This is a genomic window from Bianquea renquensis, from assembly GCF_014384895.1.
GTDB classification, from domain to species: Bacteria; Bacillota; Clostridia; order Lachnospirales; family Bianqueaceae; genus Bianquea; species Bianquea renquensis.
This window is the reverse complement of the sequence record NZ_JACRSQ010000010.1, coordinates 1-20,886: the sequence shown is the minus strand read 5'-3', so window position 1 is coordinate 20,886 and position 20,886 is coordinate 1. Positions and strand designations below refer to the sequence as shown.

Sequence of the window (20,886 nt, the reverse complement as noted above, 5' to 3'; positions counted from 1 at the left end):
ACTAATCGCCTCCTGTTTTAACCTCGCGCCTGCAATTGTTTCAGACAGGCGTTCATGTATCCATAACTTTCCGCCGCAATGGTGGAAGCCTCCACCATTGTCAACTCCGGTCCAATTACTTCCAGACAGACAGGACCATCGTAATGGCCATCCACCATAGCCTTGAAATACTCAAATAGATTGATATCTCCACGGCCACATGCCTGTAAGCTGGGAACTCCGGGTGACGGCCCCGCACCCTTACAATCCCGAATGTGAACATGCTTAACCCGGGATAAGACCGCGGGAAGCGCCATTTCGGGTAGCTCTCCCGCACGGTAGATATGGCTGGGGTCCATATCGATTCCAAACGCTGGACTGGTGATGGCGTCCATGGCGCGGAGTGTGGTGGGGGTATTGTAGATGGCGGCGCCCACATGGGCTTTCACACATAAGGTTACACCGTAGGTCTCTGCCATTGCGGCCAAGTCCGCCAGCGTCTCCACGCTGGCTCTCAATGTCTCCTCGTCGCCGGATTTTCCTCCTGGACCTACATTGATGACGGGAATTCCAATTTCCGCGCAGGCCTCAAATGCCTTTTTCAGCCGTTCTTTGTCGAGGGATGCTACCTCTGTGGACAAAAAGGTGAGTCCCACCTCCGCCATCACATCCAAAAGGTCTGCCTTCTGCGCCTTCCAGTCGTCCAGGTTCAGATGCTCGCACATCCCTTGAATCGCCGATATCTCCAGTCCATCGTATCCCGCCAGCTTGATGGCCTGCGCCGCTTCCCGGAAGGAAAAGGCCTTGAACAATACAGTGTTAACGCCTAATTTGATCATCAACTGCACTCCTTTTTATGTATGTTTGCATGACTCGTTTTGCCATGATCAGCACGCCGGCTTTCCCCATACCGCGGTCACCGGCGGATCCAACCGACAACCGCAAAATAGAGGATTGTATCTCTCTCATTTTTACACGCACATTATAGCTTCCCCATTTATAGATTGCAAGACATATTCATTAACTTTTATAAACAAGAACGGAAATTGCAAAATGGCGGTCGGATTCCGCCATTCAAAAAAAGTTCGCCTTCGCGAACTTTTTGCAGGCACAGCAATTCAACCCTTTCAGTCGGAGACGTATTCCTCCGGCATAAACGAATCCCACCCGTCATATATTGGATAAAAAATGAAAGAGGGTATCTACCGATGCATACTTCTCTCAACTCAGGACCGGCGGTGGCATCCTCCGCCCCCTACCCCGCCATAACCGTGGACTGTCAGAATCCTCAGCACGCCCTTTTGATATCACAAAATCTGTCAGGTCCACAGGGGGAGATGACCGCTATCTATCAATACATGTACCAAGATTGGATTTTAAGTGCCCTCCACCCGGATATTGCCGCTATATTAAAGCGAATTGCCAAAGTGGAGATGCATCACCTGGACATTTTCGGTCAGCTTGTGTCCCTGTTAGGCGGCGATCCCCGCTGCCAGGCGCGGCCAAACGTGTATCGGTCCGCATGGAACGGCAATATGATCAATTATACAAAGGATGTGAGAAAAATCCTCTCCTATAACGCATTCATGGAGCAGACCGCATTCGACACCTATATGTCCCAGGCGGAGAGCGTACAGGATGAACATGTATCCGCAATCCTCATACGCATCGCCCAGGATGAAAAGATTCACATACAAATTTATCAGGATTTACAGGATATGGTTTAAATCCATTTACCACTTAAAATCTGGCAAGTAGTCTCTGTTAATCTCAAATAGCCGGTCCGTCATCTCCTTTATTTCCTGCAAACTGCAGACAGCGGAAGTTAATGGGTCCATGCAGACAGCCTGAAACACCTTCCGCCTATCCCCCTCCATGGCGGCTTCCACCACTAAGTTCTCCAGGGAAGCAGTGGTGTTGACCAGAATTGCCAGATGGGCGGGCAGCGCTCCTACGGTTGTTGTCTGGATTCCTTGCCGGGAGGCCACCACAGGCACCTCGACACAGGCTTCATAGGGCAGATTCGAGATAGCCCCATGATTCAGCACATTGCCATTGAATAGAAAGGGGACGCCGTCGCCAATCCGAGCGTTGAAGATATTGGCAGCATACTCGTTACTTCGCTTGGTATCCACTTCTTCCTCCCGTATCCACTTATTAAAATCGTCACGCCAGGTTTTTTCTCGCTCCAGGCGAAAATTCAGAGAGAAGGCGTACTCGCCGGGGTTCCAGTTGGTGCCGTGGGTACAGTACTTCTCTATTAGATCCGGGCGTTTGCGAAACCACTGGTTGTATTCCGAGTTGTGCCCACTGGACTCGGTCACATAGTAGTCTAAATGCGTAAACATCTCGTTGCGGACGATTTCCTTCTGATAGTATTCCGAATTCTCCAAAACCTTCCGCAGGCGCGGGTAGGCGTCCTCTCCGTTCCACTGGAACTTGAGATAGAAGGCTTGATGGTTGACGCCTGCGCAGAGGTAGGTGATCTCCTCCTCCGGCGCGCCGATCCATTCGGCCAGCATCGCAGCCGTCCCCTGGACGCTGTGGCACAGGCCGGTGACTTCCACCTTTGAGTAGGTCTGCATGGCTTTGCAGAGCATCGCCATGGGGTTGGTGTAGTTGAGGAACACTGCCTTGGGGCAATACTTCTCAATATCACGGCAGATGTCCAGCATCAGCGGGATGTTCCGGATTGCCCGAAAAATACCGGAAATGCTGCGGGTGTCCCCCACGTTGATATCCACGCCGAACTCCTTTGGCACCTCAATGTCATAGCGCCAGATGTCGATATCCCCATTAAATACAGTGCAGACCACGCCGTCTGCCCCCTCCAGTGCCTCCGCTCGGCTGAGGGTGGGCACAATCTTCGCGGGGACGTTCATGGCCTTGACGATTTTCTTGACCACCTGGGTGATCTTGTCCAACCGCTCTGGATTAATATCCATCAGCGCCAGTTCACAGTCCTGAAAGGCCGGGAAGGTCAACAGATCCCGCACTAGGTTGCGGGTAAAGATAAAGCTCCCTGCCCCAATGAAAGCAAATTTATTCACTCTCTCGTACCTCCTTTTTGTCTCCCATTATATCGGGCGGCCCTCCCTTTTCCAATGCCCATTGTTGCCTTTTTCATGCACAAAATTGCGGTTTGTCTTGAATTTTTGTGGTCATGGCAGTATACTAAAGGCAGAAAATGCAGGAGGTTCGCCATGTATCTCATCGACGGAACCACATACAATACAGATGGTGTCTCAAAAGAATTCCTGTGGGTCAACAATTGCGGCTTCCAGGGCGGGAATGGTGATAGCTTGGCCATCCGCCGGCCGGCCGGAAGGAAGGACTATCAAATTATCTATTTGTCCAAAGGCAGCGGATTTTATCACCTGGGCGGCTGTTTCCGGCAGGTAGACGCTGGCAATATCGTCCTCTACCTCCCCGGGGAACCCCAGATCTACGAGTACCGCACAGATTGCCCCCATGAAGCTTTCTGGATTCACTTCACCGGCGTTGGGGCCGGGCAGTTGCTCCAGGCCGCGGGCTTGCAAGGATCTGTCATCTCCGTGGGCGTGGATGCCGCCGTCTTGGAACTCTTTCGCCGCGTCATGCGGGAGATCCAGCGTCAGCCCGACGGATACCAGCTGATGTGCGCCGCTCTCCTGGCGGAGCTAATCGCCCTCCTGGGAAGAAAACAGCGGCTTGCCGAAGGGCCAGAGGATCCACTGGAACGGGTGGCTCCGGCTGTAGACTATATCCACGACCACTATCAGTCCGCGATCCCGCTGGAGGACTGCGCGGCCCTCTGCCAAATGAGTAAATACCATTTTATCCGGCAGTTCACCGCCTTGACCGGCAGCTCCCCCCATGCGTACCAGACTCTTCTCCGCCTGCAAAAGGCCCAGGAACTGCTGGCGGATAGCACCCTGAATATCTCGGAAGTGGCGGCAGTGGTAGGCTATAACAACCCCCTGTATTTCAGCCGGATCTTTAAAAAATACGTCGGTTCCCCTCCCCGGGACTATCAGATCCAAGCTCGAAATTCTCGATAATCGACTGTCCTTTTATACTCCCTTTTTATTTTTCCACCTTCCGCTGAGAAACCGCCACGCAAAGATGGATGCCCGGACAAGCCAATCACACGTCATGGCAATCCACACTCCCTTGACTCCCATGTTGAAACCTTGTCCCAGAAGATAGCTCATGCCGATGCGGCAAACCCACATGGAGATGATGGAGATGGCCATGGGAAACCTCACATCGTTGGCCGCCCGAAGGGCGTTGGGCAAGGTAAAGGATAGAGGCCAGATGATCATACACAAAAGGCTATGATAGACTAATAGCCATCGGGCCAGTTCCATGGTCTGCGGCGAGAGATGATAGAATTCAACAATCGGCTGTCGCGCAAGCAGAACTCCGATGTTTAAAATGGCCATGGTTATATAGGTCAGCAGCATCAGTTTCTGCGTGTATTTTTTGGCCTGCTCATACTCTCCAGCCCCCACACATTGGCCCACCACGGTCACCATTCCGAGTCCAATGGCGCTTCCCGGGATACATTCCATGGAGGCCACCGTATTGGCCACCGCATTGGCCGCAATCGCCACGGTTCCGAATGAAGCGATGAGGCTGGAAGTCAGAATTTTGCCGATCTGAAACATGCTATTTTCTAACCCGTTGGGCACACCGATTCGCATAATATTCTTGATCATGGCTGGCTGGAAACGAATTCTATGTAGCTGCCGCACAGAGATCGGGTTGTTTCGATTGCGAAGCAACAGAAGCATCACGATCGCGCCCAGAGCGCGGGATGCCAGCGATGCGATGCCCGCACCCGCGACGCCCATGTTGAAGATGTATATCAGGACGGCGTTGCCACAGACATTGACGAGATTCATGATAAGGGACGTGAACATGGAGACTTTGGAATTCCCCATGGACCGGAATAAGGCGGCGCCTGAATTGTACGCTGCTAAAAATGGATAGGACAGCGCAGACAGGAGAAAATAGATCTGTGCATTGCTCATGACATCCGGCTCGATGGAGCCGAAGATCAAGCGCAGAAGCGGTTTTTTGAGCAAAAGGGAAACTGCCATGATGAGAAAGGAAACCGCCGTCGTGGACAGAATCAGTTGCTTCGCCGCTGTGTTGGCGTTGTCATGGTCCTTTCGGCCCATATACTGGGCCGCCACCACAGCGCCGCCGGTCGCTAAGGCCGAGAAGATATTGATGAGCAATACATTGATGGTATCCACCAGCGAGATACCGGACACCGCCGCCTCCCCCACCGAGGATACCATAACCGTGTCGGCCATACCGATGGTAACCGCCAAAATCTGCTCAATCACCAGCGGTATGATAAGCTTGCGCAAATCCTTTCTTGAAAACAACATTTGTTCTCCACTCTCCTTTATTGTTGCATACCCAGGGGACAATTCCACAGGTTGTCTGTCGCTGAATCCTTCCCCCCCTTAGCGGTGAAAAATGGCTTTTTTATCCCGGCCTTTCCGTCTTCAACTCTGGCCAGACAACGCACAACATCGTGATAAAGCTGGCCGCTCCGCCGATAAAATTGGAAATCGGCTCTGCCAAAAAGACGCCATCGGTCCCCAGTCCAAAAAGATTCGGCAGAATAAGGGTGAGGGGGATCACTATGATCACCTTGCGAAAGATGGAGAAGAAGACGGCCAGCTTTGCCTTGCCCAGGGCGACGAAGACACTCTGCCCCGCAAACTGCAGCGCCATCATAAAGAAGCCGAAAAAATAGAGCTTGATCGCTGGCACGCTGGCCGCTATCATCTGCGAATCATCGTTAAAGATTTGGATAAAAAGTTTAGGAAAACAGATCAACAGAAGCCACGCTGCCACTGTATAGAGGATACAACCGATGGAGACAAATCGAATCGCCTTTTTCACACGGCCATATTCCTTGGCGCCATAATTATAACCTAAAACAGGCGTAGCCCCATTGGTGAGCCCTGTCACCGGCATGGTCAGAATCTCGCGGACAGAATTGATAATGGTCATCACCCCGACATACAGATCCCCTCCGTATTTTTGAAGACTTGCATTGCAAACAATCTGTGTGGCGCTATTGGTAATGGACATTACAAAGCCGGAAAGCCCCAGTGTCACGATCTCCTTGAGCCGCCGCCATTCAATCTGTCCCTTTCCCCAGCGGAGATGAAGAATTGCTTTTTTGCCGGTCAAAAAATGGAACACCCAAAGTGCCGACACCAATTGGGACAGAACCGTTGCGAGCGCCGCCCCACGGACTCCCATGTCCAATATGAAGATAAAGACAGGGTCGAGCGCAATGTTGAGAACCGCCCCCAGGAGAACGGTCATCATTCCGATCCTCCCAAACCCTTGACTGTTGATAAAACTATTCATCCCAAGACTGATCATAACAAAGATCGTGCCAGCCAAATAGATGACACAATACGCGCCGGCATAGGGGTAGGTGGCATCGCTAGCCCCAAATGCATAGAGGATCGGTTTATGCACTGCGATTCCAACAATCGTCAGCACCGCCCCCGACAAAAGCAGCATCGCAAAGGATGTCCCCATGATCTTCTCTGCTTCCTGGACATTTCCCTTGCCGCGCGCAATGGAGCACAGCGGGGCGCCACCCATACCAAATAGGTTGGCAAAGGCAGATACGATGGAAATCACCGGGAAACATAACCCCAGCCCTGTCAACGCTAAGGTTCCCGTCCCGGGAATCCTCCCTATATACATTCGGTCTACCATATTGTACAGCAAATTGATAATCTGCGCCGCCGTCATGGGAAGCGCCAGCTCTAAAATCCGTCGGCTGACACTCCCCACAGAAAAATCAGTTTGGTTCGAAGCCATGCCCCACATTTCCTTTCCTCTAGATAAAATTAGTGTACCATATTCTCTAGGATATGTCGACGTATAAACCTTGCAATCTCTTATCGCAAAAAATTTGCGGCCGTTCAGGCGAAAAAAAAGCGGCCGTTCCTGGCCGCTGTAAAGGTCTGAAAAACTGCAACTACAGATCCCGGGGGATGAGGCGCAGTGTGAAAGCAAAGGTCTCTTCGTTTAACTGATACTGCTCCATGAGACGCGGCCCACAGCTGTTGGAGCCGATGCCGCTGACCCCATAATCCAGACACAACACTGTATTCTCATCTTCCTCCAACTCAAAGTTATGCGCCTTTTGCGTCAGCTCTTCCTGCGTATAGGGTGAAATGGAAAAGCTGATGGGCTTCGAGGATACCGCCTTAAATCCTGCACCGCTTCCATCCCAGACTTCAACAGATGCACACCCCCAATGGCTTCCATTTTCCTGAGGCTTGATATAGTCTACGTGATTCTGCGCCGCGGTGGTGGTAAAACATCCCCAGTAGGAAGCGCGATGCTTATCCACATAACTCTCCAGAGGGCCGTAACCCAAATACTTCGCTGTATCCATGCCCTTTGGCAAGAACAGGCGGACGCCGAATCTCGGAAGGTACGGCATGGCCATCTCCTTCTGACAATGCATCGACATCTCCACACGCCCCTCGCCATCGATGACGCACCGCATACGGATATCCAGAATCTTTTGCAGAACAAGGGGTGCCAGGGATAAATGGCACTCAATCACAGCCAGCCCGTCCTCCACCCGCGCTTCGGTCTCGTAGACTCTCACCGTCGCCCGGTCATAGCCAGCCCGCTCCCACTCTTGGCGCACAGTGCGGTCATTGTCTGTCGGCGCTCTCCAGATATTGAACTCCACCGGTTTCGAGATCAAAGCCTGATTCTGAAAGACAAGGGCAGAAAACTGGCCCGCCACTTTGTCAAAGATATACCGGAATGTGGGGGTGGCAACGATAATCTGCCGTTTCGTCTCCGCAACCGCCATAGCCGCGGACCCCTTCAAAGCCTCCACCGCCACCGGTTCGTCCGCCAGCAACAACTGGTCAAATCCCAGCTCATGGCCCGCACCGCAGAAAGGCCATGCCTTCGCAGCCCGATAGGTGAGATTTAAGTACCAGGTTCCGCCGCCGCTCACCTTAGGGTCGAAAAGCACTTTGGCCTTCCCGTGGGGTGCGGCTTCAACTCCGTCGAAAATTCCCTCACTGACAGGGACTCCATCCCTCGTCACCGTGTAGGCGATCTGCGCGTACTCCTCAAGCCGTGTAAAATCCAGCTTGTTCTCAAATTCGATCCATCCATCCTCCAACAGTCGGGCGCGGATTGGGCGAATGACATTTTTATATTCTTTCAGTCCATTGTGGGGAGTGCGGTCTGGAAATACCAAACCGTCCATGCAGAAATTGCCGTCGTGGGGGAATTCTCCGAAGTCTCCCCCATAGAAATATTTCCTTTTGCCATCCTCTGTCTTCCCCATGTACACACTGTGGTCGCACCATTCCCAGACAAAACCTCCCGCGAAGCCGTCATACTGGTCGATCAAGCGCTGGTAATCCTCCGCATCTCCAGGCCCATTTCCCATGGCATGGATATACTCGCAGAGGATGTACGGTTTATCCATTCCATCCCGCAGTTCTTTTTCCAAATCCGCGCAGGCGGGATACATTCTGCTGTATACGTCCAACATAGAGCAGTCATTCACGTGGTCCTTCGCCTGCGGGTGGTACCCCTCATAGTGGACGAGGCGGTCCGGATCATAGGACTTCACCCAGCGACCGGCATTTTCCATATTCTCTCCGTAGCCCGATTCGTTGCCAAGAGACCAGATCAACACAGCCGCACAGTTTTTATCACGCATGACATTGCGCTGCACGCGGTCCAATATTGCGCTCATAAACCGCGGATCGCGGGCCAGAGCACAGTAGTTGTCCTCAAAATCTCCCCCGATCAAAGACACTGAACCGTGGGATTCCTGGTCGGATTCCGCGATCATGTAAAATCCATATTCCGAGCAAAGCTGCGGGAACCACGGTGCGTTGGGATAGTGGCTAGTCCGAATGGCGTTGATATTGTGCTGTTTCATCAGCGCCAGATCCTTCAATGCCTGCTCCCGGCTGATGGTGTATCCTGTGACAGGGTCGCTGTCATGGCGGTTCACGCCACGAAACTTAATGGGCTGTCCATTGAGACAGATGCAATTTTGATGGCGAATCTCCAATTTCCGCACGCCAACTTTCTGCGCAATGGTCTCCCCCTCGCTCTCCAACAGAAGCGTATACTGCACTGGATTCTCCGCATTCCAGAGCATCGCCCCCTCCACGGAGAAGGAGACGGTATCGCCCTCCACTGCCGTCTCACCGATGACACAGCCCATGGGGTCGAGGAGCGTCGCCCTCACCGGAACCGGCGTATCGAAATAGGACAGATCCGCTCTGATCACGGCATTCCTATATTCCGCATCCAGATCTGTGTGAAGGAAAAAATCTCGGATATGATGAGAGGGTCGCACCAGAATATAGACATCCCGGAAAATTCCCGACATCCGCAGTTTATCCTGGTCTTCCAGGTAACTGCCGTCGCACCACTTCAACACCGCAGTGACAATGACGTTTTCCCCTTGTTTTACAAAGTCGGTGATATCAAATTCGCTTGTCGAGTGGCTCACCTGGCTGTAGCCCACAAAGGAACCGTTGATCCACACATAAAAACAGGAATCCACACCCTCATAATTTAAATAGTACCGCATGGACTCCTGTTTATCCAGGCAAAAATTCCTGCGATACACGCCGCAAGGATTTTCCAGAGGCACATAGGGCGGATCATAGGGAAACGGATAATTCACATTCGTATACTGGTGACGGTCATATCCATAGTTCTGCCATACAGAGGGCACGGGGATCACATCCTGGCATAGGCCGTCCTGGAGCCAAAACGTCTCCGGAACATCCAAGACGGAACTGTAATACCGAAACTGCCATGTTCCGCTCAAAAGCAGTCTGCGCTCTGATTGGTCCCCATTGCCCTCCAATGCCGCTTTGCGGCTGGCAAAGGGAATATAGTAAGCGCGATTGTCCATGGTCCCCACATGTAAAATCGCTGGATTCTCATAATATTTTTCCATCGTTTGCATTGCCTCCTTCACAATCATATCTCGGTTAACCCAAGTAAGTCCATTATACTAGACTTCCACCATTTCTTCCATTCCTTCTTTTGTCGTAAACATGCACAAAATGATACACTCCTTCTCAATATGGCTGGACAAACAAGCGCGGATCCTATACAATGAAAGAAATCTCGTCTTGCACAAAGGAAAGGTGACGGAACATGGAGCAGTCCTCCGGCTATTACTATCCAGATTCTTTTGATCAGGTGGACCTGGAGCACCCCTTCTCTGTCTACAGCTGCGGCCGCTACAAATTAGTCGGGGATGAGGTATCGCACACATTCCGCCCCAGCGGCCGCCATGATTATCAATTGTTATATGTGGCCGACGGGGTGGCTTATTTTCAGCTTCCTGACGGCGAACATAAAGCGACCCAGGGCGACGCAGTGCTCTATCATCCAAGGCAATCCCAGGACTATGTCTATATGGCGTCGGATCATCCGGAAGTATTTTGGCTACACTTCTCAGGAACTCAGGTGGAAACTCTGCTCCGCGATTGGAAGCTGGACCAAGGATATCATTTCCATGTCTCCTGCCAGAGCGATTACCAGACCTTATTTCACCGGATCATCCGGGAGCTCCAGCTCTGTGAGCTGAACTACGTGGAGATGGCGAATCTTCTGGCCCAGGAGCTGCTCTCCCTCATGTCCCGCAATCTTTTGCAGGACAGCCGCCGCAATCTCCAGATCCAGCAGGCTATGGCGGCGATCCACGAGGACTACAGCTCCCATATCAGCATTGCCCAATATGCACAAAATTTAAATATGAGTATCTGCTGGTTTATCCGGATCTTTAAGCAGTACACCGGTCTCTCCCCTCAGCAGTATATTATCCGGACTCGCATGATCAAGGCGCGGGAGCTGCTTAGCGCCTCCTCCTACAATATCAGCGAGATCGCTGCCATGGTGGGATATGACAATCCTCTGTATTTTAGCCGCTTATTCAAAAAAACTACGGGCCTTTCCCCCCGGGAGTACAAGCGACTTCAAAATTCATGAAAAATTCACAAATCTTTTTCCATATATGTAGTATAATAAAAGCATTCGATTATGTCCGTTTTTTTCATTTAACCAGAAAAGGAGTGATTTTTATATGGATGCATCGCTAACGCAGGCATTCGCCCTAATACTGCTGGACCGGCAAAAGACCGACAACACGAGTTTATCGTTTGGAGTGAAGCCTAACTGCGTCATCCTATCCATCTTTTTTGAATTGTTCATCAACGGCATTTTTGACATCAATCGCAAAAACCAAGTTATGGTCAAACGGCCTGGGATCGACTTGCCGGAGTATCAAAACTCAATTTATAAGCGAGTCAGCGCCTCCATACGCCCGCGCTCTTTGCAGCACTGGATCAATTCTTTCCACAACAGCGCCGCTTCCTCCTCCGCCGTCACCGAGATCATGGACTGCGTAGTCCGGGATTTACAGAGGCGTAAGCTGCTGTGTGTGAATGAAAATCAGGTCTATGTGGCGGACGCCGATTTTCTCTCAAGCAAAATCAGCGCCATAAAAAAGGAGCTTACGGCGAACGCCCCTGTCACAGACGACATCTTGGTCTTGGCAGCGTTGATGATGCGCTGCCACATCTTGAAGCAATACTACTCCGTGCCGGAGAAGAAACAGATTAAGAATCGAATCCGGGGCATATGGCAGGACCGCGTCTTCGATCAATCCGAGGTGACGAGCACGACCATGGAGTATGACAGTCTGCAAGTCATCCTGGGCGCAATCTTCACCGTGTTAGAATAGAGCACGCCGTCGGAGAAAGGATACGAAATAATGAATTTGCTAAAAATAGCCCTGTTACAGATTGCACCTCGCGATACTTTAAACGGAAATCTTGAAAAAGGGATTGCGTATTGCAAAAAAGCGAAGGAGATGGGTGCTGATATTGCATTATTTCCCGAAATGTGGAGCAACGGATACAATATCTACCATCGACCTGTTGACCAATGGAAAGCGGAAGCCATTCCTGCCGACAGTGATTTTAGCACAGCATTTGGGAATCTCGCCAAAGAGCTCCGTATGGCCATCGGCATGACTTTGCTTGAAACGTATGAAAAAGGTCCCCGCAATTCACTCATTCTTTTCGACAGATTTGGAGAAAAAAAATTGACCTATGCAAAGGTTCACACCTGTGACTTTGATGTAGAGCGAAATTTAACGCCCGGTGATGATTTTTATGTCACGACCCTCGATACAGCCTGCGGCGAAGTAACCGTCGGTGCAATGATTTGTTTTGACAGAGAATTTCCTGAAAGTGCAAGAGTTCTAATGCTTAAAGGCGCAGAACTTATCCTCGTTCCCAATGCCTGCCCTATGGAAATAAACCGTCTTTCCCAACTTCGCGCCAGAGCTTATGAAAATATGGTAGCGATTGCCACCTGCAACTATCCCGAAACTGTCCCGGACTGTAATGGCGGCTCAAGCGTTTTTGACGGTGTGGCTTACATTCCCGGATTGGACGGTTCCCGGGATACTTGCATTTTGCAAGGGGATGGAAAAGAAGGAATTTATGTTGCTGAACTCGATTTGGATCAGCTTCGCAATTACCGTGAAACCGAAGTACACGGCAACGCATACCGGCATCCAAAAAAATATGGGCTTCTACTTGACACAAAAATTGATACGCCCTTCATTCGAGATGAGTATCGGGAATAGGGCGTGACTACAACTTCCAAATTCCGAACTGATGTATCATATGGCAACGAAAACTTCCCGACGGGCACGCTGCAAAGCAAAATTTTATGTAGGTAGACTTTAGGGATTACCTCCGAAAGCTCCGCCGCTTGCACCACAGATAGATTCCGATCAGCGCCGCCGCCACGATTTCAAATCCCGCCATGCACAGCCCCATAAAGGGAACCCCTCTGGCCGCGATGAGCAGGCTTGCCCCATTATTGCCGATGACACCGGCCAGGCAGCTGTACAGCGCATCGCCGGCACTCTGGGTTGTCGTCTGCAATTCCGCCGGGGAGCAATCATAAAATGCCTGGCGCATACTCGGCAGAAAGAGTCCATAATGCGCTCCCCGAAGACCTGCACAGACGATCACCATCCAGCTCGCCCTGGCTAAATGAATCCCTATCATTGACAGGCTGGCGATCAGTGTGGAGAGCAAAATCCGCTTGATGGGATCGAGGCGTGTCATCTTCACCGAGAGGAATAAAAACGGCACCTCAAGCATGGCGCTGACCAGGAGTGCGATTCCCTGATGGGACACGTTGCCTCCCACGGATTCTAAAATCACTGGCATCAGATTGATCAGACAGGTGATTCCAATGCCTACCAAAAAGACTGTCGCCAGCAAAAAAAGGACAGCCCGATTTCGGAGGAGCATCTGGATACTTTCCTTTCCACTCGGCCCCTCCTTTTTTTGTCGCGTTTGATAGCTTTCCCTCGGGGCATCAGGTGTGATACAGGCCACTGTCACCGCCAGCGCTAAAAAGATGCCCGCCACCGCAGGCATGATTCCATACCCCCGGCTGTTCAGAATTCCTCCATACACGCCAGTAAAGAGGGCAAAGGCAAAGGAGCCAGTCGACCGGATGGGTCCATACACTTGGTTCGGATTCTGACAGCGCTTCAGAATCCAGGTATCCAGCACCGACGTAGACGGCTGCTGAACAAAGCCTAGCAGGGCAAAACACAGAATCACCCATGAGGTCGTCCGAAAGGTATACACAAGGCCATACGCAAGCATTGTCACAGCGCTTGCGATGACAAAAATCCACTTATTGGTTTTCCGCCGGTCACACAGGACGCTCAGGACCATCTGCCCTAAAAACGCGCCGCCGGTCTGAAAGGCCACGGCCGTTCCGATGATGGTGACAGGGGTTCCCCCATATAGCAGCAGGGACGTCGCAAATGAGGTAAAGGATGCGTAAGCGCACCAATAGGCAACCTGTAAGATTGCAAACTTAATCCGCAATGTTGTCTCGTTATTCATTGGAATCCTCTGAGAACATATCTTGCGCCTTCTGCCGAAATTGGGTTAGGCCCCAGCTGACCGCCCCCTGCAGTAGACCTGTGCCCAGGAACCGCATTCCCTGAAGCGGCTCGCCAACTAAATCTTTGGGATTGATGAAGAGCGTGAGATTCAACCCCATCACGTTCAGCAGCAGCCGATACACCCATTCCTCCGTATAAGGATTCAAGACCTTTTCGCTTTCAAGGATCGTTCCCATGATGGTATAGACTCCTAGCAGCTCCTCGCTGGCCGGCAGGAAGATGCCCTCCAGAATGCTGTAGATGTCCTCCTCCTCCAGGCGTTCAAGGATATCCTCCTCCATGGCGAGGGAATCTGCCTTTAGCTCTTCGAGAGCCTCCTCGTCCCCTTCCCGCGCCCGCTTCAACATCTGCCGGCGCCATTCCTCCTCGCTTCGGTACGCCTCCTCGTCCTCCTGGGATCTCTCCACATTGAGCAGGATTTTTCCCTCGGTTGAGAGGGCATAAAAGGCGGCAATAAGGGAATCCCCTGCGTCTGCTGGCTTTTCCATCAAGCACTCAACCAAATCCAAAAGTGAAATCTCAAGCTGGGCGCCTGTCCCCTCTTCCTCCCCGATTAGAAACGCTATAAGAGGGTCATCCATCTCAATCTCCCAATCCAGCAGGACGGAATAGGTTCTCTCCTGAACCGTCGGAAGGATGACGCTCATATTCACCTTTCCATCCTCCTCTTTCTTTCCCCTAAGGGCGACTGCGAAATCCCCCATATATTTTTTCACTTCCACATAGACGGTATCCGTTCCTGGTTCGCGATACCGGTATATGGGGTTCGACTGTTCCTGCAAAACGTTGCGAACGAATACATCGAGCTTGCGCTGGTCCACGTAATCGCTCATACCAATGGCGGAAAAATACCGTACCAAACCGCCGCCCCCTTCATTCTTTAATCATGATATACACCGTCGTCTTCTTCTCCTGATCGTCCAGCGATGCCTCAATCTGAAACACCCCCTGCACATTTGGCGCCGTATACATCCCGTTGTGGTCGATGGAGCCGCCGCCCTGCCCCAGCACTTTCCAGTGCACAGGACCATCATACCCCTTTGGCAGTGCACACTGAAACTGATATTTCATACCTTTGCGCAAAAATTTAGGCGCATTCTCAATGAAAAACTCTTCTGTGGCCGCCTCCGTTGGCGTGTCCTTTTCCTCCGGCTCTAGCTCCTCCAGTGTCTCCGCCCACCAGTATATGACGATCTGCTTTTGTGGGATGGACGAGGCCAGCCGGATTCCCACCTTAAAGGTTCCCCTGTCCTGGAACAAAATCGCGCCGATATCCACCGGCGGCATGCCCGGTATATACTCTGATTCTTCAAACACATTCAGCGATCCAAACAACAGCTGTTCCGATTCCAGAGGACCATTTTGGTAGGCAAACGCATCCCCGAAAGCAAAGCTTAAGCGGACCGGTCCCGGCCCCAGCCCGTGCTCCGTCTCATCAGAGTAATAACAACGCCCCGGCTGTCCCCCGCGAGGCAGGAAGATCTCCATTCTCCCAAGGGCCGTGCGTTTTTTGCCCGACACCATTACTTTTTTATTGCGCCATCTTGAGAAATTATCCTGTTCCATATCTTCCTGCCCGCCCCTTTCGTAGAATATCCTTATTGTATCTGTTTTTTCCCCGTATTTCAAGTTATAGAGAGAAAATTTATGAAATTTACAAAAAGTCTATTAAAATCTCTCCCTTTGTATGATATAATATCCGTATAGGCTAGTTTCACTGTAGAACACACTGACTTGAAGGAGGTTCCATCCATGAAATCATTTACTACCGTGCGGCGAGGGCTCGACCCCGCCGAGGTCGAACAATACATCCGTGAACTCGAAGCGACGCTCAGCAAAAAAGATCAACAGCTGGCAGACTATCAGAAAAAGGAAAATGCCATCACGAAAGCCGTGGTGGATGCGCAGCTGACGGCCGCCACCGTCATTAAGACCGCCAACGACGAGGCGGAGAAGTTGAAACAGGACGCCGCTGCTGAGCTGGAGGACGTGAAGCAAAAGGCGACTGCTCTCCGGCAAAAGTTGATCGCATTCCAACAGGATTATAACCGGATCTTGCAGCAGTATCTGGTCGCTGTTCGCTGTACGGATATGGTGGAGATTTTTGATCACCTGGACGCTCTTTTGGCCAAACTCGGCACTGACAAGGAGGAGCTCCCGCCGCTTCCGGGCGTGCCGGAGGAGCCCGCTGTGGAATTGACGGATCTGGGGATGGAGGGATAGTCGCCATGTGGCTTAACCTGATTGCCTTCTTTCTCTTTCTCTTCATGACGCTGCGCAATGTGGCGGCCAAGATGGAATACAAAACGCAGAAGAAAGACGCACTATTTGTTTTTCAGGAACATAGCAAGTGGATTTTGGCCGGCCGCATCGTGGCAGGCGTGCTGCTCCTAGCTATGATCGCCGCCATCGTCTATGATGTGGTGGTTCTGGGGGGCCTGGTTCTCTTCCCCGAGATCAGCTTGCCCTTGTGCCTATGCGTCGGACTGGCATTTTTTGCTTTCTTTCCCTACTCCACCGCTCTCTGGACAATGAGCGATAAAGGGATCTTTGTTTACAACAGCAATAAATTTTTGCCCTGGAGCCAGATTATCACCACCGGCATTCAAAAGAAAAAGAAAAAGACCTTTATCGTCCTTACCATCAAGAAAGAGCAGGGTGAAATTTTTAAACAGACTTTTTACATGCTAAAGGTACCGGCGGATCAGGCAGACGAGATTAGCGAGATGATCCGCAAATTCATCAAAACCTATGAAAAGATGAAACTGTACAAACATGTCCAGGAAGAACGGAATACGGAGCGCAAACGCCGCACATGGTTCTGAGATGAGATTGCCCATGTGGCGGCAGAACGGAGGCATACATGAATAAGCAGGAATTCAGGCGTAAAAGCCTGCGCTATCTGCCATTGTTTATTTTAGTTTTGATCTGTATCGCCTTTGCGATCATTTTCAATAAGTTTGTACACGAAACCCACGCGGCCACAAACTATGCTGGCACTATTTTGAAGTTGTTAAGTCCATTTATCATCGGGCTGGCCATCACCTTCTTCCTGACGCCAGCCGTCCGACTTTTGGAAACTGGATTCGCAAAACTCCTCGCTTGGCTGAAACGACAGAAGAAGCTTCGCCTTCCCGCCAGATTTGTACAGTCCAATAAGACTCATCGAGGGCTGTTTCGCGTCCTGTCCATGACCATCACCTATATCGTCATTTTCGGTCTTCTCGTCCTAATCCTTGTCTATGTAATTCCGCAGCTGGGCGCGAGCATCAATAGTTTGTTTGTATTGCTGTCCAACTCCGTGACCGACCTCGTCAAATGGATCAAAGAAACCGCGGAAAACTGGGATTCTACGCCCCTCAGCAGTTATATCAAGGCAGAAGACATTGCTAACTATGCCACGACGCAGTTGTCCACGGCGCTGAACGTTGTACAGGACATGATCCGAAACTTCGTGCCCCTGCTTTATCAAGTTGCCTTTCGGTTTGCCAACGGATTCATCAATTTTGTCGTCGGCGTCATCATCTCCATCTATCTGATTTACAACCGGGAGAGCGCCATCCGCTCTCTGAAGCGCATGACCTACGCCATCTTCAAAAAAAGTGCTGCACAGCGAATCATCAGCATCTCCAGCGAATCCATGGAGATCTTTCGCCGTTTCTTCATCGGAAAAGCGGTTGACTCTCTCATCATCGGCCTCCTCTGCTTTATCTTCATGCGTATTTTCCGTATGCCCTACGCTGAATTAATCAGTTTTATTGTGGGAATCACCAATATGATCCCGTACTTTGGCCCCTTTATCGGCGCCATTCCTTCAGCCCTTATCATCTTTATGACATCGCCTATGGCGGCCATCGGGTTTGCCGTCATGATCGTGATCTTGCAACAGTTCGACGGCAATGTCCTGGGGCCAGCTATACTCGGCGGCTCCTTAGGCTTAAAGCCCTTCTGGATTATCTTTGCCGTGATCATCGGCGGCGGGATGTTCGGTGTTGTGGGGATGCTGCTGGGCGTTCCAATCTTTACGGTTCTGTATACTCTCGTCAACCGGTTTATATTGTCGAGGCTCCACAAAAAAGGCATCCAATCCTCGAACGATCTAGATGCCTTGGAGCAGGAACGGTTGTTACGGGAACAGAGTGAACAGCGCGAGAGGGAATGAAAATCGCTGGCCCAGCCACACTCTGGGTATGTGTGGCTGGGCCTTTTACTGTCGTCTGCCTGGGTGGCTATAAAATGCTGTCGATCTTGCCCGTCAGCTGGGCTTTGGGGACTGCTCCCACCACTTGGTCGACTACCTGTCCATTCTTGATCAGCAATATGGTAGGTATGCTCATGACCCGGTACTGTTGCGCCACGTTTGTATTCTCATCTACGTTTACCTTTCCGACTTTGAGCCGCCCTTCATACTCTCTGCTCAGCTCGTCTACGACAGGGCTCATCATTTTGCAGGGGCCACACCAATCCGCGTAGAAATCTACCAACACAGGAATCTCCGAATTCAAAACCTCATCTTGAAAATTAGAATCATTAAAAGCAAGTGCCATATTACATTCCTCCTTTATCATCCCAATGGACTCATTCTCAACTGTCAATGGCCTCCGGCATTTTAAGCTGCTCTTTACGAATATTATATCACAAAAGCAATGGAACATTCAAGGTATTGTCAATTTTGATTGCTTTTTTCCATTTAATTTGTTATGATAGATTAGAATTGATCGCTGGACGCAGATTTGGCTGCGCCGCACGGGATCAATTGGCGCTGCCGCGCCAGAATGGAGGATTTTATGAAATCTGTACATAGGGCAAATACATTTGCTCTCTGGATCATGATCATTTTTATTTTGGGAAGCTTTGCCTTATCCTTTATCCTCAGTCTGCTCCCTTTCTCTATTGACAGCACCCTTGTCAGCCTTCTGCGGTATATCTTGCTCTTTGGCGTCCCCATCCTATTTTATTTCCAGTATACAAAGCAGCCGGTCCGCCATACCCTTAGACTTCACCCGATCCGTTGCAGGCAAATTCTATTGATCATCGCTTTTTCTCTCTTGATTCAGCCGTTTCTAATGTTTCTCTCCTATCTGTCCAGCTTAGCTTTTCATAATTTTTTGGATGACTCTCTCAGCACGACATTACAGACTCCATACTTGATTTTGCTTCTGACGATGGCTGTCTTCCCAGCCCTCTTCGAGGAAATTACCTGCCGCGGTATCTTTTTGTCCGGCTACCGCGGAGTGAATCTCTACACGGCGGCCCTTCTAAACGGCCTATACTTTGGCATGCTGCACATGAATATGCAGCAATTTGTGTACGCCTTCGTGTTCGGATTTCTCTGTTCTCTCCTGGTAATCGGCGCTGACTCCATCTGGGCATCGGTGCTGGCCCATTTTATTATTAATGGCGTGCAGGTAACCTTAGCCTACTTTACGGCCCATCTCCAATCGTCCCTCTCCGTCAGCGTATCCACTTCCCAGAACTCGGCGTCCGTCCTATCATCGGTATTCCTCACCGTTATCACTTTACCCTTGGCGTTGGCATGTCTGCGCGGAATCTTTTCCCTAAACGGCCGGCTAGGACTCCTCCACGGAAAACGAGAGGACAATATTCCCGCCTTTCGCAAGGATCCTCTGTCCCCCTCTCCCGTAGAGGCCCCCCCTATTTCTGCGCTCCGCGGCAGCATGAAACCGTACTATTTTGCCGTTGTCATCTTCATCGTCATGTGTATCCTGACGGAATTTTCAAAATAAACTTTCCCTATAAAATGGAGGTTGGCTTTTTTCTAGCACACAATTTGTGGATGGCCTTTCCTGCGGCTGCAAAGGCTTCCTCATACTCCGTCATACTGTTGTCCTGGCCCAAGGGGGTGCTGTGCAGGTCCTCGACGGCGTAAAGGATTTCCCATCCGTTCTGCCGCAGACTCTCTATGGAAAATTCAAAGAGCGCGTCATTGTCCGTCTTGAACTCCAGCTCTCCCTCCGGCTTTAATAGCCGCTCGTACAGCGCCAGAAAGCGGGAGGATGTCAGCCGCCGCTTGCTGTGCCGTTCTTTTGGCCAAGGGTCGCTGAAATTCAAAAAGATTCCATCTGCCTCTCCCGGGGCGAAAACGTGGTCTAATTCCAGAACGTCTGCCCGCATAAGCCGAAGGTTGGGGTAATCTTCCACATCCGCTCCCATGGCCGCCCTCGCTAAAATGGTGGAAATCTTCTCGACGCCAATGTACGCATTCTCAGGGTACCTCTGTGCCATCTGGCGCAGAAACTTTCCTTTTCCGCAGCCAAACTCTAAGTAAAGGGCCTTTGGATAATCGGGCGTCCTGTCTCCCCGAAAGTACTCCTTCCATTGCCCCTTCAGCGTCTCTGCATCATGAACAACCACCGATGAATTGCCAAGGATCTCATCTGTATTTTTGAGATATCGTATCCGCATATGTACGCCTCCGCCTCTTCGCATAGAAAAAATCCGTCTGAAACATCACCATGATTCAAACGGATTTTGTCATTCATGAGCCGCTCGAGGTTCGAACTCGAGACACCTGGATTAAAAGTCCAGTGCTCTACCGACTGAGCTAGCGGCCCATAATGCCCAAAGGTGGAATCGAACCGCCGACACGAGGATTTTCAGTCCTCTGCTCTACCGACTGAGCTATCTGGGCACTAAAAAACTGACGTTTAATAATTTACCATGGATTGCGGAAAATGTCAAGGCCTTTTTCTTAAGAAGAATAAATTTTTTGTAGCGTGTAAATTCCCAAAGTAAGTGCCACAGTGGGATTTAAAATGGGATTTACTTTGATACGTCATTTGTGGTTGAATTGAATCTGGGAAATTATTTCTCAGAAAGGAGGCCACACATATGGC

At 50.8% G+C, this 20,886-nt stretch carries 19 protein-coding genes and 2 tRNA genes; 9 read left to right on the top strand and 12 right to left on the bottom strand.

What is annotated here, in order from left to right; translation table 11 throughout:
- Positions 1–17: 17 nt before the first annotated feature.
- The gene (locus H8730_RS08170; RefSeq protein WP_177713653.1) at positions 18–818 is read right to left on the bottom strand and encodes a sugar phosphate isomerase/epimerase family protein; all 801 of its coding nucleotides are present in this window, start codon (positions 816–818) and stop codon (positions 18–20) included.
- 369 nt (positions 819–1,187) lie between these two features.
- Between H8730_RS08170 and H8730_RS08165 the strand changes: the two genes are divergently transcribed.
- The gene (locus H8730_RS08165) at positions 1,188–1,706 is read left to right on the top strand and encodes a ferritin-like domain-containing protein (protein ID WP_249289663.1); all 519 of its coding nucleotides are present in this window, start codon (positions 1,188–1,190) and stop codon (positions 1,704–1,706) included.
- A 6-nt stretch (positions 1,707–1,712) separates the two neighbouring features.
- On the opposite strand, the gene melA is transcribed toward H8730_RS08165, so the two are convergent.
- A complete protein-coding gene (gene melA, locus H8730_RS08160) occupies positions 1,713–3,029 on the bottom strand; it encodes an alpha-galactosidase (protein ID WP_249289662.1) in 1,317 nt (438 codons plus the stop codon).
- A 153-nt stretch (positions 3,030–3,182) separates the two neighbouring features.
- Between melA and H8730_RS08155 the strand changes: the two genes are divergently transcribed.
- A complete protein-coding gene (locus H8730_RS08155) occupies positions 3,183–4,019 on the top strand; it encodes an AraC family transcriptional regulator (RefSeq protein WP_177720048.1) in 837 nt (278 codons plus the stop codon).
- 12 nt (positions 4,020–4,031) lie between these two features.
- Here H8730_RS08155 and H8730_RS08150 read toward each other — a convergent pair whose 3' ends face one another.
- The 3 genes from H8730_RS08150 to H8730_RS08140 form a co-directional block, all read right to left on the bottom strand.
- A complete protein-coding gene (locus H8730_RS08150) occupies positions 4,032–5,357 on the bottom strand; it encodes an MATE family efflux transporter (RefSeq protein WP_430385381.1) in 1,326 nt (441 codons plus the stop codon).
- 103 nt (positions 5,358–5,460) lie between these two features.
- Positions 5,461–6,825, bottom strand: coding sequence for an MATE family efflux transporter (locus H8730_RS08145; RefSeq protein ID WP_249289660.1), 1,365 nt, complete (start codon positions 6,823–6,825; stop codon positions 5,461–5,463).
- A 160-nt stretch (positions 6,826–6,985) separates the two neighbouring features.
- Positions 6,986–9,973, bottom strand: a complete 2,988-nt coding sequence (locus H8730_RS08140) for a glycoside hydrolase family 2 TIM barrel-domain containing protein (protein WP_249289659.1) — start codon at positions 9,971–9,973, stop codon at positions 6,986–6,988.
- A 203-nt stretch (positions 9,974–10,176) separates the two neighbouring features.
- Here H8730_RS08140 and H8730_RS08135 point away from each other — a divergent pair, with 203 nt between their 5' ends.
- From H8730_RS08135 to H8730_RS08125, 3 genes are all read left to right on the top strand, one after another.
- Complete coding sequence (locus tag H8730_RS08135) at positions 10,177–11,013, top strand: helix-turn-helix domain-containing protein (RefSeq protein WP_177720045.1); 837 nt, start codon at positions 10,177–10,179, stop codon at positions 11,011–11,013.
- 94 nt (positions 11,014–11,107) lie between these two features.
- A complete protein-coding gene (locus H8730_RS08130) occupies positions 11,108–11,767 on the top strand; it encodes a GPP34 family phosphoprotein (RefSeq protein WP_249289658.1) in 660 nt (219 codons plus the stop codon).
- A gap of 30 nt (positions 11,768–11,797) precedes the next feature.
- Positions 11,798–12,679, top strand: coding sequence for a carbon-nitrogen hydrolase family protein (locus H8730_RS08125; protein WP_249289657.1), 882 nt, complete (start codon positions 11,798–11,800; stop codon positions 12,677–12,679).
- A gap of 106 nt (positions 12,680–12,785) precedes the next feature.
- Here the strand turns inward: H8730_RS08125 and H8730_RS08120 are convergent, their stop codons facing one another.
- The 3 genes from H8730_RS08120 to H8730_RS08110 are packed head-to-tail and all read right to left on the bottom strand — an operon-like array spanning position 12,786 to position 15,595.
- Positions 12,786–13,967 (bottom strand): MFS transporter, encoded by a 1,182-nt coding sequence (locus H8730_RS08120; RefSeq protein WP_177720042.1) that lies wholly within the window; start codon positions 13,965–13,967, stop codon positions 12,786–12,788.
- Positions 13,960–14,889 (bottom strand): DUF3881 family protein, encoded by a 930-nt coding sequence (locus H8730_RS08115; protein WP_177720041.1) that lies wholly within the window; start codon positions 14,887–14,889, stop codon positions 13,960–13,962. The genes H8730_RS08120 and H8730_RS08115 overlap by 8 nt, the downstream gene beginning before the upstream one ends.
- Before the next feature lie 13 nt (positions 14,890–14,902).
- Positions 14,903–15,595: a hypothetical protein gene (locus H8730_RS08110; protein ID WP_177720040.1), complete on the bottom strand. Its 693-nt coding sequence runs from the start codon at positions 15,593–15,595 to the stop codon at positions 14,903–14,905.
- 186 nt (positions 15,596–15,781) lie between these two features.
- Here H8730_RS08110 and H8730_RS08105 point away from each other — a divergent pair, with 186 nt between their 5' ends.
- Genes H8730_RS08105 through H8730_RS08095 form a run of 3 tightly spaced genes read left to right on the top strand, consistent with a single transcriptional unit; the run spans position 15,782 to position 18,191 of the window.
- Positions 15,782–16,252, top strand: a complete 471-nt coding sequence (locus tag H8730_RS08105; protein WP_177720039.1) for a DivIVA domain-containing protein — start codon at positions 15,782–15,784, stop codon at positions 16,250–16,252.
- Between the two features lie 5 nt (positions 16,253–16,257).
- Positions 16,258–16,854: a hypothetical protein gene (locus H8730_RS08100; protein WP_177720038.1), complete on the top strand. Its 597-nt coding sequence runs from the start codon at positions 16,258–16,260 to the stop codon at positions 16,852–16,854.
- Between the two features lie 38 nt (positions 16,855–16,892).
- Positions 16,893–18,191 carry an AI-2E family transporter gene (locus tag H8730_RS08095; RefSeq protein ID WP_177720037.1) on the top strand — a complete coding sequence of 433 codons (1,299 nt, stop codon included), beginning with the start codon at positions 16,893–16,895 and terminating at the stop codon, positions 18,189–18,191.
- A 67-nt stretch (positions 18,192–18,258) separates the two neighbouring features.
- On the opposite strand, the gene trxA is transcribed toward H8730_RS08095, so the two are convergent.
- Positions 18,259–18,576 carry a thioredoxin gene (gene trxA, locus H8730_RS08090; protein WP_177714865.1) on the bottom strand — a complete coding sequence of 106 codons (318 nt, stop codon included), beginning with the start codon at positions 18,574–18,576 and terminating at the stop codon, positions 18,259–18,261.
- A 240-nt stretch (positions 18,577–18,816) separates the two neighbouring features.
- Between trxA and H8730_RS08085 the strand changes: the two genes are divergently transcribed.
- Positions 18,817–19,776, top strand: a complete 960-nt coding sequence (locus H8730_RS08085; protein ID WP_177714868.1) for a CPBP family intramembrane glutamic endopeptidase — start codon at positions 18,817–18,819, stop codon at positions 19,774–19,776.
- A 7-nt stretch (positions 19,777–19,783) separates the two neighbouring features.
- On the opposite strand, the gene trmB is transcribed toward H8730_RS08085, so the two are convergent.
- The 3 genes from trmB to H8730_RS08070 form a co-directional block, all read right to left on the bottom strand.
- Positions 19,784–20,455 (bottom strand): tRNA (guanosine(46)-N7)-methyltransferase TrmB, encoded by a 672-nt coding sequence (trmB, locus tag H8730_RS08080; protein WP_177714870.1) that lies wholly within the window; start codon positions 20,453–20,455, stop codon positions 19,784–19,786.
- 76 nt (positions 20,456–20,531) lie between these two features.
- Positions 20,532–20,604: transfer RNA gene (locus H8730_RS08075), tRNA-Lys, on the bottom strand.
- A 4-nt stretch (positions 20,605–20,608) separates the two neighbouring features.
- Positions 20,609–20,681, bottom strand: a tRNA-Phe gene (locus H8730_RS08070).
- Positions 20,682–20,886 lie beyond the last annotated feature (205 nt).

What these genes read in the sequence shown, in the direction of transcription:
- H8730_RS08095 (WP_177720037.1), top strand. Translation starts at nt 16,893, where the DNA reads ATGAATAAGCAGGAATTCAGGCGTAAAAGCCTGCGCTATCTGCCATTG.
- H8730_RS08140 (WP_249289659.1), bottom strand. Translation starts at nt 9,973, where the DNA reads ATGGAAAAATATTATGAGAATCCAGCGATTTTACATGTGGGGACCATG.
- H8730_RS08165 (WP_249289663.1), top strand. Translation starts at nt 1,188, where the DNA reads ATGCATACTTCTCTCAACTCAGGACCGGCGGTGGCATCCTCCGCCCCC.
- H8730_RS08105 (WP_177720039.1), top strand. Translation starts at nt 15,782, where the DNA reads ATGAAATCATTTACTACCGTGCGGCGAGGGCTCGACCCCGCCGAGGTC.
- H8730_RS08170 (WP_177713653.1), bottom strand. Translation starts at nt 818, where the DNA reads ATGATCAAATTAGGCGTTAACACTGTATTGTTCAAGGCCTTTTCCTTC.
- trxA (WP_177714865.1), bottom strand. Translation starts at nt 18,576, where the DNA reads ATGGCACTTGCTTTTAATGATTCTAATTTTCAAGATGAGGTTTTGAAT.
- H8730_RS08145 (WP_249289660.1), bottom strand. Translation starts at nt 6,825, where the DNA reads ATGGCTTCGAACCAAACTGATTTTTCTGTGGGGAGTGTCAGCCGACGG.
- H8730_RS08130 (WP_249289658.1), top strand. Translation starts at nt 11,108, where the DNA reads ATGGATGCATCGCTAACGCAGGCATTCGCCCTAATACTGCTGGACCGG.
- H8730_RS08155 (WP_177720048.1), top strand. Translation starts at nt 3,183, where the DNA reads ATGTATCTCATCGACGGAACCACATACAATACAGATGGTGTCTCAAAA.
- trmB (WP_177714870.1), bottom strand. Translation starts at nt 20,455, where the DNA reads ATGCGGATACGATATCTCAAAAATACAGATGAGATCCTTGGCAATTCA.
- H8730_RS08085 (WP_177714868.1), top strand. Translation starts at nt 18,817, where the DNA reads ATGAAATCTGTACATAGGGCAAATACATTTGCTCTCTGGATCATGATC.
- H8730_RS08100 (WP_177720038.1), top strand. Translation starts at nt 16,258, where the DNA reads ATGTGGCTTAACCTGATTGCCTTCTTTCTCTTTCTCTTCATGACGCTG.
- H8730_RS08125 (WP_249289657.1), top strand. Translation starts at nt 11,798, where the DNA reads ATGAATTTGCTAAAAATAGCCCTGTTACAGATTGCACCTCGCGATACT.
- H8730_RS08110 (WP_177720040.1), bottom strand. Translation starts at nt 15,595, where the DNA reads ATGGAACAGGATAATTTCTCAAGATGGCGCAATAAAAAAGTAATGGTG.
- H8730_RS08120 (WP_177720042.1), bottom strand. Translation starts at nt 13,967, where the DNA reads ATGAATAACGAGACAACATTGCGGATTAAGTTTGCAATCTTACAGGTT.
- H8730_RS08135 (WP_177720045.1), top strand. Translation starts at nt 10,177, where the DNA reads ATGGAGCAGTCCTCCGGCTATTACTATCCAGATTCTTTTGATCAGGTG.